General features: G+C 66.2%; 10 protein-coding genes. 4 read left to right on the top strand and 6 right to left on the bottom strand.

Annotation, left to right across the window (positions count from 1 at the left end):
• Nucleotides 1–18 precede the first annotated feature (18 nt).
• Nucleotides 19–1,221: a glycine C-acetyltransferase gene (locus FVD38_RS24795; RefSeq protein WP_147937242.1), complete on the bottom strand. Its 1,203-nt coding sequence runs from the start codon at nucleotides 1,219–1,221 to the stop codon at nucleotides 19–21.
• Between the two features lie 222 nt (nucleotides 1,222–1,443).
• Between FVD38_RS24795 and FVD38_RS24790 the strand changes: the two genes are divergently transcribed.
• Nucleotides 1,444–2,019 carry a helix-turn-helix domain-containing protein gene (locus tag FVD38_RS24790; RefSeq protein ID WP_147937241.1) on the top strand — a complete coding sequence of 192 codons (576 nt, stop codon included), beginning with the start codon at nucleotides 1,444–1,446 and terminating at the stop codon, nucleotides 2,017–2,019.
• Between the two features lie 96 nt (nucleotides 2,020–2,115).
• Here FVD38_RS24790 and FVD38_RS24785 read toward each other — a convergent pair whose 3' ends face one another.
• From FVD38_RS24785 to FVD38_RS24765, 5 genes are all read right to left on the bottom strand, one after another.
• Nucleotides 2,116–2,763, bottom strand: coding sequence for a hypothetical protein (locus FVD38_RS24785; protein WP_147937240.1), 648 nt, complete (start codon nucleotides 2,761–2,763; stop codon nucleotides 2,116–2,118).
• A gap of 335 nt (nucleotides 2,764–3,098) precedes the next feature.
• Nucleotides 3,099–5,267, bottom strand: a complete 2,169-nt coding sequence (locus tag FVD38_RS24780) for a prolyl oligopeptidase family serine peptidase (protein ID WP_147937239.1) — start codon at nucleotides 5,265–5,267, stop codon at nucleotides 3,099–3,101.
• A 221-nt stretch (nucleotides 5,268–5,488) separates the two neighbouring features.
• The gene (locus FVD38_RS24775) at nucleotides 5,489–6,913 is read right to left on the bottom strand and encodes a tetratricopeptide repeat protein (protein ID WP_147937238.1); all 1,425 of its coding nucleotides are present in this window, start codon (nucleotides 6,911–6,913) and stop codon (nucleotides 5,489–5,491) included.
• Nucleotides 6,914–7,049: 136 nt separating this feature from the next.
• On the bottom strand, nucleotides 7,050–7,730 hold the full coding sequence (locus FVD38_RS24770; RefSeq protein WP_147937237.1) for a 3'-5' exonuclease: 681 nt from the start codon (nucleotides 7,728–7,730) through the stop codon (nucleotides 7,050–7,052).
• 40 nt (nucleotides 7,731–7,770) lie between these two features.
• Entirely contained in the window at nucleotides 7,771–9,036 is a 1,266-nt protein-coding gene (locus FVD38_RS24765) for an Hsp70 family protein (protein ID WP_147937236.1), read from the bottom strand.
• A 184-nt stretch (nucleotides 9,037–9,220) separates the two neighbouring features.
• Between FVD38_RS24765 and FVD38_RS24760 the strand changes: the two genes are divergently transcribed.
• Genes FVD38_RS24760 through cphA form a run of 3 tightly spaced genes read left to right on the top strand, consistent with a single transcriptional unit; the run spans nucleotide 9,221 to nucleotide 13,592 of the window.
• Entirely contained in the window at nucleotides 9,221–10,132 is a 912-nt protein-coding gene (locus FVD38_RS24760) for an isoaspartyl peptidase/L-asparaginase (RefSeq protein WP_147937235.1), read from the top strand.
• Nucleotides 10,129–11,007, top strand: coding sequence for a cyanophycinase (locus tag FVD38_RS24755; RefSeq protein WP_147937234.1), 879 nt, complete (start codon nucleotides 10,129–10,131; stop codon nucleotides 11,005–11,007). Before FVD38_RS24760 ends, FVD38_RS24755 begins: the two co-directional genes overlap by 4 nt.
• Entirely contained in the window at nucleotides 11,004–13,592 is a 2,589-nt protein-coding gene (gene cphA / locus FVD38_RS24750; RefSeq protein WP_147937233.1) for a cyanophycin synthetase, read from the top strand. Before FVD38_RS24755 ends, cphA begins: the two co-directional genes overlap by 4 nt.
• Nucleotides 13,593–13,708 lie beyond the last annotated feature (116 nt).

The following is a 13,708-nucleotide window of genomic DNA, read 5'->3' as shown; positions in this document are numbered from 1 at the left end:
TCCTTGCTTCTATGTATATTAGTTCTTGATGATGCCCAGCTCTTTGCCGGCTTGTTCGAAGGCCTTCAGCACGGTGTCGAGCTGCTCGCGGGTGTGGGCCGCCGACAGCTGCACGCGCACGCGCGACTGGCCCATCGGCACCACCGGATAGAAGAAGCCCGACAGCAGCACGCCCAGGTCGAACATGCGCGCGGCGAATTTCTGCGCGACCGGCGCCTCGAACAGCATCACCGGCACCACCGGGTGGGTGCCCGGCTTGATGGTGAAGCCGATGCGCTCGATCTCCTTGCGGAAGTAGGCGGTGTTTTCGTGCAGGCGGTCGCGCAGCTCGGTCGATTTCGAGATGCGCTCCAGTACCGCCAGCGAGGCGCCGGCGATCATCGGCGCCAGCGTGTTCGAGAACAGGTAGGGACGCGACTTCTGGCGCAGGGTCTCGATGACTTCTTTTTTGCCTGACGTGAAACCGCCCATCGCGCCGCCCAGGGCCTTGCCCAGGGTGCCGGTGATGATGTCGATCTTGCCGATCACGCCGCAATGCTCATGGGTGCCGCGGCCGGTCGCGCCCATGAAGCCGGAGGCGTGCGATTCGTCGATCATGGTCAGGGCGCCATACTTCTCGGCCAGTTCGACGATCTTGTCCAGCTGGGCGATGGTGCCGTCCATCGAGAACACGCCGTCGGTGACGATGATCTTGTGGCGCTTGCCGGCTTCGGTAGCGGCGATCAGCTGCTTCTCGAGGTCGGCCATGTCGTTGTTGGCATAGCGGTAGCGCGCAGCCTTGCACAGGCGCACGCCGTCGATGATCGAGGCGTGGTTCAGGGCGTCCGAGATGATGGCGTCGTTCTCGTCGAACAGCGGTTCGAACACACCGCCATTGGCATCGAAGGCGGCCGCGTACAGGATGGTGTCTTCGGTGCCGAGGAAGTTCGACAGTGCTCTCTCGAGTTCCTTGTGCACGGTCTGGGTGCCGCAGATGAAGCGCACCGACGACAGGCCATAACCATACTTCTCGAGGGCGGCGGCAGCGGCTTTCTGGGTCTCGACGTCGCCCGACAGGCCCAAGTAATTATTGGCGCACATATTGATCAGGGTACGGCCATCCTGCGCGACCACTTCGGCGCCCTGGCGCGAGGCCAGCACGCGCTCGGGCTTGAACAGGCCCTCGTCCTTCAAGGTCGCGAGTTTTTGCTGCAGGCTGCTGTAGAAAGCTTGATCGCTCATGGTGTTCCCCTGTTCCTTGTGGTGTGGCGAGACCGGCGGCTTGACCGGCGGTCGGCGGATGTTGTACCGTTGGCTCGTTCGATGTAGAGAACAAGTTCGCTATCTCGAACAGAAATTCAATATATCGAATATTACGCCCAGCCAATGAACTTGGCAAGCGGCTCGACATATACTTATAAATAATTTGACTTAGGCAATACGCAGACAGGCACCCAACGGAAAATGAGTACCACTCTAACAAACAATGCCCCACCAGAAGTTGGCGCCACACTACAACGCCTGCGGCTGGCGCGGGGCCTGACGCTGGAAGACCTGTCGCGTATCGCCGGGGTATCGAAGTCGATGCTGTCCCAGATCGAGCGCGAGAAGGCCAATCCCACCATCGCCATCACCTGGCGCCTGGCCAATGCGCTGGGCGTGCAGATCGGCGAACTGCTGTCGTCCGAGGTGCGCACGGCGGAATTGATCCGGGTGGTCGACGCCCACGAGATCCCCACCCTGCCCGGCGCCCATGCCGGCTATTCCCTGCGCATCCTGGGGCCGATGGACCTGGCCGGCAAGTATGAATGGTATGAGCTGACCCTGGCGCCTGGGGGAGAGCTGGCCTCGCAGGCCCACGACCCGGGGACCGGGGAGCACCTGACGGTGATTACCGGCGCGGTCGAGCTGGAAGTGGGGAACGAGAAGCGGAAGGTGCGGCACGGGGCGACGGCGCGCTATCCGGCTGACCAGAATCACGTGATTCGCAATATCGGCAAGACCGAGGCCAAAGCCATGCTCGTGGTGGTGCATCGCTAGTGGCCAAGGGGCAAGGGTGACCGCCATGCGCGGCGCCCTTGCCCGCCGTCAGGCCGCTGGATCAGTCAGGGGCCTTGCAGGAAGTACAGCGCAGGCTCAGAGCAGCACGGCGTCCAGCACCTCGAGCCCGACCAGCTTGATCGTGGATTCGACGTCGATCGGCTGGACCGGGAACTGCGCCAGGCCGTCGAAGAACCCTTCAACCAAGGTCACCGGAGTGGCGGCGTCCGGCAGCGATTCCAGATGCGCGACCAGGGCGATCCATGCCGCGTCCGGCACGGACGACAGCGTGGTGCCGATGGCGCCGGACAGTTCGACCGGAACGAGGTTCAGGCTTTTCGCCTCGCCCAGCGCCGCGAGCAGGTTCCCGATCAGGGCGTCGATGTCGCCGGCGTCGGCCAGCGTGCCACCGACCAGCGCATCCTGGGGATTCAGTGGGCGGACGAGAGCGTCGTAGTCATAGGCCGGAACTGGGTTCAGTGGGCGGACCAGGGCATCGTAGTCATAGGCCGGAACTGGGTTCAGTGGGCGGACCAGGGCTTCGTAGTCGTAGGCCGGGACGGGGTTCAGCGGGCGGACCAGTGCCTCGTAATCATAGGCTGCGCCGCCATTGAGCGGCCGGACCAGTGCATCGTACAGATCGACAGGTTCGGAGGCCGGATGCGGGATGCTGGTCAGGCCTTTGGTGACCAGCAGCTCCAGCACATTCAATATGATTTCAGGGTGATTCTCGGAAGTCGACATTGCTTCTCCTTTATAGGTTGGAATATGTACATTCGCATGTACGCCGCGAATGTATCACCGCATGCCGACCGAAAATTCTCCGATTTACACCAACAGGATATCTAATACAACTTCAATACATTTACATTCAACTCTTCCATAATTCCCTATGCCGAAAGTGAGAGAAATACGAAGCTGCGAACCGCTTTAAGAATGAGTTACCTGTTAAATCTACGCCGAAATTATCCGCAACGGATACAGCGCAAGCGACTGCATCCGCATAATAAAAAGGCCACTGGATCGCTCCAGCGGCCTTTTTGATTGGAACCTGTCGGTTCTTCAATCGGTTAAGCTAATCAATGCGCGCCACCGACAGCCTTGGTCGCATCCTGCATATGCAGTTCGCGCGACAGGAAACCCCAGCGATCGGCGACTTCCTCGATCTGCTTGCCGGTCGGCTTGCCGGCGCCATGGCCTGCCTTGGTGTCGATGCGGATCAGGATCGGCGCGGCGCCGGCCTGGGCGGCCTGGGCCGCGGCGGCGTACTTGAAGCTGTGCGCCGGCACCACGCGGTCGTCGTGGTCGGCCGTGGTGACCATGGTGGCTGGATAGCAGGTGCCCGCCTTCAGGTTGTGCAACGGCGAGTACTTGACCAGGGCCTTGAACTCGTCAGGATTTTCCGACGAACCATAGTCTGAAGTCCATGCCCAGCCGATGGTGAACTTGTGAAAGCGCAGCATGTCCATCACGCCCACACTCGGGATCGCCGCCGCGAACAGGTCCGGGCGCTGGGTGGTGGCCGCGCCAACCAGCAGGCCGCCATTGCTGCCGCCGCCGATCGCCAGTTTCTTCGGCGACGTGACCTTGTTCTGCACCAGCCACTCGGCCGCGCCAATGAAGTCGTCGAACACATTCTGCTTTTGCAGCTTGGTGCCGGCCTGGTGCCAGGCTTCGCCGTATTCGCCGCCGCCGCGCAGGTTGGCCAGCACGTAGACGCCGCCCATTTCCATCCAGGCCAGGTTGGCCGGCGAGAAGCTCGGGGTCAGCGAGATATTGAAGCCGCCGTAACCGTACAGATAGGTGGGGTTCGAGCCATCGAGCTTGATGCCCTTCTTCGAGACGATGAACATCGGCACCTTGGTGCCGTCGCGGCTCGTGTAGAACTGCTGGCGGGTTTCATAGTCGGCCGGGTTGAAGGCGACCTTCGGCTGGCGGAACACGGTACTCTCGCCATTCTTGAGGTTCAGGCGGTAGATCGTGGTTGGGTTGGTAAAGCTGGTGAACGAATAGAAGGTCTCGCTATCGCCGCGCTTGCCCGACAGGCCGCCGACGGTGCCGATGCCCGGCAGCGCGATCTCACGCACCGGCTTGCCTTCGAGCGACACCACACGCACGACACTCTTCGCATCCTTCAGGTATTCGAGTACGAGCTGATTGTTGACGATGTCGGCGCCGGCCAGCGTGTCTTCGCTCTCGGCGACGACTTCCTTCCAGTTATTCTCGGATGGCTTGCTCACGTCGATGGCGATGATGCGTTTTTTCGGCGCGTTGCGGTCGGTGCTGAAGTAGAACACGGTGCCGACGTTGTCGATGAAGTCGTAGCCGGCGTCGAAGTTGTCGATCAGGTCGACCACCCTGGAATCGGGCTTGGACAGGTCCTTGTACGAGACGCGGTACTTCGGCGCGGTGCCCTTGGTGGTGGTGATGATCAGGTAACGGCCGTCGTCGGTGGTCTGGCCGCCGAAGCCCCATTCCTTCTGGTCGGCGCGGTCGTACACCAGGGTGTCGGCGCTTTGCGGCGTGCCGATGCGGTGGAAGTACAGCTTCTGGAAGTAGTTGACGTCGGCCAGCTTGGTCGCCTCTTTCGGCTCGTCGTAGCGGCTGTAGAAGAAGCCCTTGCCATCCTTGGTCCAGGCGGTGCTCGAGAACTTGACCCACTTGATGTGGTCGGCCAGGTCCTTGCCGGTGTCGATGTCGCGCACCTTGATCTCGTTCCAGTCGGAGCCGGAGGCGGCGATGCTGTAGGCCAGCAGCTTGCCGTCGGGGCTGACCGCGGCGCCGGCCAGGGCGATGGTGCCGTCGGCGGCCAGGGTGTTCGGGTCGAGCAGCATGCGCGGCTGGTCGTTCAGGTTCTTGAGCGTGTACAGCACGGCCTGGTTCTGCAAGCCGTCGTTGCGCGTGTAGAAATAACGGCCGCCTTCCTTGCCCGGGACGCTGTAGCGCTCGTAGTTCCAGAGTTCGGTGAGACGCTGGCGGATCGCTTCGCGCTGCGGGATCTGCGCCAGGTAGGCCTGGGTGACCTTGTTCTGGGCGTCGACCCAGGATTTGGTCTCGGCGCTGTTCGCGTCTTCGAGCCAGCGATAAGGGTCGGCCACCACGGTGCCGTGGTAGTTATCGGTCTGGTCGACTTTCTTCGACGCGGGATAGGTCAGCGAAGGGCCGGCTGGCGAGCAGCTCTGCCCCATCGCTGGCGCGGCGAAAGCAGCGGCCAGGACGGCGGCGAGCGTGGCGAGTCTCATGTGCATATTCTTCTCGGGCTGTTGAATGATGGTATCGGCTTGTGGCCGCAGGGCATCATAGCGCGAAATGACATGCTTGAGTATGGCCGGCTGCCCGCCGCGCCGCTGGCGGCCGCGCCCGTATTGACGCGCCGTGTGACATGCATGCCGGCATGCGGCGAAGGCATGCAAACACTGCCGCAACCAGGCAAGAACCCAGCGCACGGCGCCGCGATTCGAGACCGGGTTCATGCGCCGGTTCGCCCGAGCAGCCGGCGTGGACTCGTCTTCGAGGCCAGCCAGCGCTCCACCAGGGTGCGCGCCCTGCTGCGTTCGGCCGGGCTCAGCAAGGCGGTGTAGTCGTTGGCCGCCGTGCTGGCGGCCAGCGCGACGTCGGCCGGCGCGGCCTTGTCGAGGCCGCGGCCCTGGCGCGCCAGCCAGGCCCACATGCAGGCGCGCACCGGATTCCTGGCGACGCCGCGCCCGGCGGCGTACAGCCCGCCCAGGTTGTGCTGGGCCGGCGCGTGGTGCTGGCGGGCCGCCAGGCGGTACCAGTGGGCGGCCAGGATGTCGTCGCGCGGCACGCCTTCTCCGCAGGCATACATGGCGCCCAGGTTGTTCTGGGCGCTGGGATCGCCCTGCTGGGCGGCGCGCCGGTACCAGGCGGCGGCCTGGGCCGGGTCGCGCGGCACGCCCTGACCCTTGGCATAGAGCAGGCCCAGCGCGAACTGGGCATTGGCGGCGCCGCCCTCGGCGGCCTGCAGGTAGAACTCGAGGGCGCGCGCCGGATCTCGCTGAACGCCGCGACCGCCCGCCAGCATGCGCGCCACCCGGTACTGGGCCTGCACGTGCCCCTGGACGGCGGCCTGCATATAGCAGCGTAGTGCGCGTGCGCTGTCGCGCGCCATGCCGCCGCCGGACAGCAGGCCGCCCAGCACGTAGAGCGCCTCGCGCTCGCCGCCGGCCGCCGCGCGTTCGAGCCACTGGATGGCCAGCGCCGGATCGGGGCCGGCGCCGCGCCCTTCGGCATAGGCCAGGCCGAGCTGGCGCTGGGCGGTGGGGTCGCCCGCCCCGGCCGCGTGGCGGAACCAGTACAGCGCCTGGCTGGGACTTGCCGCCACGCCCTGCCCGCGCGCGTACATCTGCGCCAGCTGCACCTGCGCAGGCACGTGGCCCTGCATCGCGGCCTTGCGGAACCACGCCATTGCCAGCGGATGGCTGACGTTGACGCCCAGGCCGTGCAGATAGCCTTGCGCGAGCTGGGTCTGGGCGCGCGCCATGCCTTGTTCGGCGGCCCGGTAGAACCAGCCGAGCGCCGCCTGGTGCGAGTGCGGTACGCCGCGGCCCTTGCGGTACAGGAGGCCGAGATTGTGCTGGGCCGAGCGGTCGCCCTGCTCCGCGGCGCACTGGAACCAGTGCCCTGCGCGCGCGTGATCGCGGCACACGCCGCGGCCGTTGTAGTACATGGCCCCCAGGTGGTTCTGGGCATAGGCCAGCCCCTGCTGGGCGGCGCGCGCCATCCAGGCGGCCGCTTTCGCTTCGTCGGGCGCGACACCGTCGCCACGCAGATACAGCTGGGCCAGGTTGAACTGGGCGTAGGGATTGCCGCCGCTGGCGGCGCGCTGGAACCACTCGTAGGTGGCGGTGCCCTGTCGGGCGGCATCCTCGCTCATCGAAATCCTCTCGGCGGTCGCTGTTCGGCTCTTGATCCCGTTGTTAAAATTTTAAGGAGAGCGAGGGATTCGGGATTTGCGACCGCACAATCGGACGGTCAGCGGCGCGCGCGCCGCCACGGTTGGCTGGCAAGCCTCAGGCCGGAACGGCGGCGGCAGCCGCAGAAGCAGCAGCAATACGGCGTTCGCGCACGGTGGCCGCATACTTGTCGAGGAAGGCGGGGATCTTGGCGGCCGCGACCTTGTTGATCGAGACCAGCAGCGCCGGCTCGACCTGCTCGATGCCGCAGGTGCGGCCGAGGTGGCGCGCGGCGTGCAACAGCACGTCGGCAGCGACCTGGGCGTCGGCCTCGGCCCGGTGGGCGGTGCCGCGGAACTCGATGCCGAGCTGGTTCGAGAGCAGGCCCAGCTTATAGCTGGCCAGTCCCGGGAACAGGCGGCGCGACAGCTTCAGCGAACACACCAGCCCGGTGTGCGCGGTGCTGCGGCCGTAGCGCGCGCCTTCGGCCTTGAGGAACTTCTCGTCGAAGCTGGCATTGTGGGCCGACAGCACGTCGCCGCCGATGAAGTCGAGCAGTTCGGGAACCACCTGGTGCGCCGGCGGCGCGCCGTCGACCATCGCTTGCGTGATCCCGGTCAGCTGGGTGATGAAGCTTGGCACCCGCACGCCGCAGTTCACCAGCGACACGTAGCGCTCCGTTACTTCGCCGCCGACGATGCGCAGCGCCGCCACTTCGGTGATGCGGTCGCCCATCTCGGGCGACAGGCCGGTGGTCTCGAAGTCGAGCATCACCAGCGGTCGATCGTAAACACTCATCGCTCTTTCCTATATTTTCTCTACGCTGTCCCAGCGCGTTTCAACCGAAGCGTCGCAGCGCGTCCAGCGCCAGGCCGGTGCCGATGCTGCCGAACAGGTCGCCCTCCACGCGGCGCGCGCCCGGCACCATGGCGCCGATCCGCTCGCGCAGCAGGCCGACGCCGCTCGATCCACCCGTAAAGAATACCGTATCCACGTCTTCCGGCTTCACGCCGGCATCCGCGAACAGTTTACTGACCGTGGCCGCGACCTGGTCGACCAGGCCGGCGATGGCCGCCTCGAACTGGGCGCGGGCGACGTCGAGCGTCTCGGGCGGCGACAGGCGATCGAGCTGCAGGCGCACCATATCGGCGTCGGACAGCGCGATCTTGGCGCCCTCCACCTGGATCGCCAGCCAATGGCCGGCGCGCTCGTCGATCAGGTTCTGCAAGCGCGCGATTTTAGCCGGCTCGCTCGCATCGCGCGCCAGGTCGGCCAGCTGCGTCACGCTCTTGCGCGTGTAGGCCTGGTTGATCGTATGCCAGGTCGCCAGGTTGAAGTAGTAACTGGACGGGATCGCCGCGCCCGAGCGCAGGTTGCTGCCGTAGCCGAGCAGCGGCATCACGCTGGCCAGGCTCAGGTACTTGTCGAAATCGGTGCCGCCGATATGGACGCCGCCATTGGCCAGGATGTCGTCGCGCCGGTCGCTGCGGCCGGCGCGCTGCGGGCCGAGACGCAGCAGCGAGAAGTCCGAGGTGCCGCCGCCGATGTCGGCGATCAGGACCAGTTCTTCGCGATCGATCCGCGCTTCATAGTCGAACGCAGCGGCGATCGGCTCGTACTGAAAGCCGATCTCCTTGAATCCCACCGCCAGCGCGACCTCGCGCAGCGTGTCTTCGGCCAGCTGGTCGGCCTGCGGGTCGTCGTCGATGAAGAAGACCGGACGGCCGAACACCGCGCGCTCGAACGGCGCGCCGGCTTGATGCTCGGCGCGTCGTTTCACTTCGCCGATGAACTGCGACAGCAGCGCGCGGAATGGCAGCGCGCGCCCGGCGACCTCGGTCTGGCCGTCGATCAGGCTGGTGCCGAGCAGGCTCTTGAGCGAGCGCATGAGACGCCCCTCGTAACCCTCGAGGTATTCGGCCAGCGCCGCACGGCCATAGCTGACCCGCTCGTCGTCGGCATTGAAGAACACCACCGACGGCAAGGTCGGTTTGCCATCCTCGAGCGTCAGGAGCGCCGTGGGGGCGGAGTGGGTCGTGCCTGGGCGGGGCCAGCCGACAGTGGAGTTGGACGTGCCGAAGTCAACGCCGCAAGCGTACGCCATAGGAACCTTTGTATTGAAGGGGCGGTATGTTACCAGATTTGGATGCCCCTGTAAGCGGCCTCTTACATACACACGGCGGCGCTACCGATATGGATCAGGCGGTTGCTTTTGCATAATGTCTGCTGGTCGCACACGATGCTGCGCGACCGATCAAGATAACAATAATGCAAAAGGATTGGACGAGATGAGCAAGCCCCAACAAGCTGGCGCCGTCGTGGTACATGGTGGCGCCGGCGCGTCGCGCGCGAACGAAGATGGCTGCGTTCTCGCCGCGCGCCGCGCATTGGCGCAGCTGGAGGTCAACGGCGACGCGCTGGACGCCGCCGTCGGCGCGGTAACCACCCTCGAAGACGATGGCCGCTTCAACGCCGGCAGCGGTTCGGTGCTGGGCCTCGATGGCGCCACGATCGAAATGGATGCCTCGATCATGGATACCCGCGGCCGCCTTGGCGCGATCGCCTGTGTGCAGTCGGTGAAGAACCCGGTGCGGCTGGCGTACGCGGTGGCCGACACGCCGCATTGGCTGCTGGCCGGCGACGGCGCTACACGGTTCGCGCGAGCGATCGGCATGCCGGAGAGCGCGCCGGTGTCGGAGCGCCAGCGCGCCGACCATCGCAAGATCATGACGCAGCTGGCCGGCTCGGTGCCGGTCATGCCGGGCGTGAACAACCAGTTGTTCGAGCGCTTCTGGAACTACAACACCCCGCTGAACCTCCCCGAGGGCGTGGCCTGCGACACCGTCGGCGCCGTGGTGCGCGGCGCCGACGGCCACTTTGCGGTGGCCTGCTCCAGCGGCGGCTCGGCGCCGTCGCTGCTGGGTCGCGTCGGCGACACCCCGATCATTGGCAGCGGCTTCTACGCCGGGCCGCAAGGCGCGGTGGCGGCCACCGGCATCGGCGAGCACATCGTGCGCCACCTGCTGGCGCGCACGGTCTACGGCTGGATCGAAGACGGCATGCCGCTCGACCAAGCCCTGCAACGCGGGATCGACCTGTTCGCGCCGGAGATCGAAGTCGGGCTGATCGCGGTCAGCCGTCTTGATGCCGGCGCCTGCAGCAACAGCGACATGCCCTACTCGAAAATGGTCCAACGATGAGCGAACAAGCCAAACAAAAGAACGGCCACCTGGTCATTATCGGCGGCGGCGAAGACCGCAAGCACGATATGGAAATCCTGTCGCGCTTCGTCGAGCTGTCCGGCGGCGCCGACGCCCGCATCGTGGTGATCACGGCGGCCAGCCAGATCGCCGACGAGATGTGGAAGATCTACGACGGCGTGTTCGGCACGCTGGGCGTCAAGGAACGCACGCACCTCGAGATCACCAGCCGCGAAGACGCCAATAGCGAATGCTTCGTGCGCAAGGTGGCCGAGGCCGACGGCATCTTCATGACCGGCGGCGACCAGAAGCGCCTGCTGGCCCTGATCGGCGGCACCGCCATGGACGCCGAGATGCACAACGCGCTCAAGGTGCGCGGCGCCACGATCGGCGGGACCAGCGCCGGAGCCTCGGCCATGTCGGGCCACATGCTGGCGCAAGGCCGCGTGGACCTGCTGCCCGAGAAAGGCTCGGTTAGCCTCGGCGCGGGCCTGGGCTTCCTGCACCGCGTGGTGGTCGACCAGCACTTCTCGGAACGCCAGCGCCTGTCGCGCCTGTTATCGGTGGTGGCCCAGAACCCATACCTGCAGGGGATCGGCATCGACGAGGACACGGCGCTGATCATCGAGCGCGGCGTCGGCATCGAGGTGGTCGGCGAAGGCGCGGTGACCGTGGTCGACGGTCGCTCGATGAGCACCAATGTGGCCGAGATCAAGGACCGCACTACGCCCGAACTGATCGACGTGCGCCTGCACCTGCTGCCCGCCGGGAGCAAATATTCACTGCCTGTTGGAGAGGAACAGACCGGGAAGCGCGTGCCGCCCCAGCTGCTGGACTTCCTGGAAAACGTCACCAAACGGACCGCATTGTCATGAGAATCAAGGAAAAACGCCTGCTGCGCGGGCCCAATCTGTACGCCGCAAATCCCTGCCTGATGGCGCTGGTCGATAACGTTGGCGCGAAGGGCCGCGGATTTTCCGCTCGCCTGCTCGAGCTGCTGCCGGCGCTGCCTGCGGAAGCCGCGGTGCGCCTGGCCGACGACGCGCTGCTGGTCGACGCGCTCGAGCCGGTCGTGATGGAATTGCAGCGGCTGGCCGGCGCGCCGGGTGAACACGGCGCCACCCTGCCGGTGCTGGGCCAGCCCGAGCGTCGCCGCGTGGTGTGCGGCTATGCGATCGAACAAGTAGCCGAGGAAGCGCTGCGCACCGCGATCGCCCTGCTCGAGGCGCTGGCGCACGACCTGGCCTTCGACCTGGACGCGGCCGTCGCCGAATTGCGCGACGTCGCCGAGCACCATGCGATCGGCACCAGCACCGGCGCTGTCGTCAACGCCGCCCTGCGGCGCGGCATCCCGGCCCTGCGCCTGACCGAATCGGCGAACCTGTTCCAGCTGGGCTGGGGCAGCCGTCAGAAACGGCTGCAGGCGACCATCACCGGCGCCACCAACTCGATCGCGGTGGGCATCGCCAGCGACAAGCAGCTGACCAAGGCTTTGCTGGACGGGGCCGGCGTGCCGGTGCCGGAAGGCGACGTCGTCACCACGGTGGAAGCGGCCCAGCGCATCGCGCGCCGTCTCGGCCGGCCAGTAGCGATCAAGCCGCTGGACGCCAACCAGGGCAAGGGCGTGACCGTCGACTGCGTGGGCCCTGATGCCGTGGCGCGCGCCTTCGAGTTCGCGCGCAAGCACGGTCGGCGCGTGATCGTCGAGGAATACCTGCGCGGTCGCGACTATCGCGTGCTGGTCACGGGGGGCAAGATCGCGGCTGCCTCGTGGCGTCGTCCGCCGCACGTGACGGGCGACGGCAAGTCGACTATCCGCGCGCTGGTCGAGACCGAGAACCGCAATCCGGCGCGCGGCGACGGCCACACCAACATCCTCACCAAGATTCCGCTCGACGCATTGGCCGACGAGACGCTGGCCAAACAAGGTTATGATCTCGACACCGTGCTCGACGACGACGTCAGCGCCGACCTGCGCGGCAATGCCAACCTGTCGACCGGCGGCACCGCCGAAGACGTGACCGACCTGCTGCCCGACGAGACCCGCGACATCTGCATCCGCGCCGCGCGCACCATCGGCCTGGACGTGGCCGGCATCGACATCATCTGCGAAGACATCGCGCTGCCACTGCGCGCCCAGCGCGGCGGCATCATCGAAGTCAACGCGGCGCCGGGCATCCGCATGCACCAGTACCCGAGCCGCGGCACGCCGCGCGACGCCGGCGACGCCATCGTCGAAGCGCTGTTCGGCGGCTGCAATGGACGCATTCCCGTGGTGGCGGTCACCGGCACCAACGGCAAGACCACCACCAGCCTGTTGATCGAGCACACCGTGCGCATGGCCGGCCTGCGCACCGGCGTGACCACCACCAGCGGCGTCTACCTGAACGGCCAGCTGGCCTATGAAGGCGACTGCACCGGCTATCATTCGGCGCGCAGCGTGCTGGGTGCGCCGGACGTCGACTTCGCGGTGCTGGAGACGGCGCGCGGCGGCATCCTCAAGCGCGGCCTGGCCTATGACCGTTGCGACGTCTCGGTGGTGCTGAACGTCTCGGCCGATCACCTGGGGCTGGACGGCATCGACACCATCGGCGACCTGGCCAAGGTAAAGGCGGTGGTGGCCAAGCGCGCCTCGCGCGCGGTGGTGCTCAATGCCGAAGACACGTACTGCGTGCAGATGGGGGCCGAGCTGGCCGACGGCGTGGAAATCATTTATTTCGCGCTGGACGCCGAGGATCCGGTGCTGCTGCGCCACGTGGAGCACGGCGGGCGCGGGGTCTACCTGCAGGATTCGACGATCGTCATCGCGAGCGGCCTGCGCCACGAAGCGCTGATGGACGTGCACGAGATGCCTTGCTCGCTGGGCGGCCGCGCGCGCTACAACATCGCCAACGCGATGGCGGCGGCGGCGGCCCTGACCGCCTGCGGCTTCGCCAACCACGAAATCGCGGACGGCCTGCGCGGTTTCGTCTCTGACAGCAAGCACAATCCGCTGCGCTCGAACCTGTTCGACGTCGACGGTGTGACGGTGGTGGTCGACTACGCCCACAACTGCGCGGCCTACGCCGCCATGGCCGAGATGGCGCGCGCGATGACTCCGGGCCGCCTGGTCGGTGTCGTCGCCGCCCCGGGCGACCGCCGCGATGCCGACCTGGTCGACATCGGCCGCACCTGCGCCGCCGGCTTCGACGAGCTGGTAATCTACGAATCCGAAAACCGCGGCCGCCCCGCCGGCGAAACCGCCACCCTGCTGGCACGCGGCGCCCGCCTGGGCAAGATCGACGCCGACCAGCTGCAAGTGGAACTGGACGTCCACCGCGCGATCCGCCTCGGCCTGTCGATCTGCCGTCCCGGCGACGTGCTGGTATTCGGCTGTGGCTCCTCGATCTCCGAACTGACGGAAGCCCTCCGCCCCACCCGCCCCGACCTCGCCCGCCGCATCGAAGCCGCCACCATCTAACCCAACGGCCCTCCCGCCCCCCTCCCAATTAGGGTCAGATACCGTCTTGGATTGCAAGATTTTTGTGAAGATAATTGGCGTCAAATGGCTTGCCGGTTCGAATGACGCCATAGATC

Source organism: Massilia arenae, from assembly GCF_008014745.1.
GTDB classification, from domain to species: domain Bacteria; phylum Pseudomonadota; class Gammaproteobacteria; order Burkholderiales; family Burkholderiaceae_D; genus Telluria; species Telluria arenae.
This window is presented reverse-complemented; position numbering and strand designations above follow the sequence as displayed.

What these genes read in the sequence shown, in the direction of transcription:
- FVD38_RS24760 (WP_147937235.1), top strand. Translation starts at nt 9,221, where the DNA reads ATGAGCAAGCCCCAACAAGCTGGCGCCGTCGTGGTACATGGTGGCGCC.
- FVD38_RS24785 (WP_147937240.1), bottom strand. Translation starts at nt 2,763, where the DNA reads ATGTCGACTTCCGAGAATCACCCTGAAATCATATTGAATGTGCTGGAG.
- cphA (WP_147937233.1), top strand. Translation starts at nt 11,004, where the DNA reads ATGAGAATCAAGGAAAAACGCCTGCTGCGCGGGCCCAATCTGTACGCC.
- FVD38_RS24790 (WP_147937241.1), top strand. Translation starts at nt 1,444, where the DNA reads ATGAGTACCACTCTAACAAACAATGCCCCACCAGAAGTTGGCGCCACA.
- FVD38_RS24755 (WP_147937234.1), top strand. Translation starts at nt 10,129, where the DNA reads ATGAGCGAACAAGCCAAACAAAAGAACGGCCACCTGGTCATTATCGGC.
- FVD38_RS24780 (WP_147937239.1), bottom strand. Translation starts at nt 5,267, where the DNA reads ATGCACATGAGACTCGCCACGCTCGCCGCCGTCCTGGCCGCTGCTTTC.
- FVD38_RS24795 (WP_147937242.1), bottom strand. Translation starts at nt 1,221, where the DNA reads ATGAGCGATCAAGCTTTCTACAGCAGCCTGCAGCAAAAACTCGCGACC.
- FVD38_RS24765 (WP_147937236.1), bottom strand. Translation starts at nt 9,036, where the DNA reads ATGGCGTACGCTTGCGGCGTTGACTTCGGCACGTCCAACTCCACTGTC.
- FVD38_RS24770 (WP_147937237.1), bottom strand. Translation starts at nt 7,730, where the DNA reads ATGAGTGTTTACGATCGACCGCTGGTGATGCTCGACTTCGAGACCACC.
- FVD38_RS24775 (WP_147937238.1), bottom strand. Translation starts at nt 6,913, where the DNA reads ATGAGCGAGGATGCCGCCCGACAGGGCACCGCCACCTACGAGTGGTTC.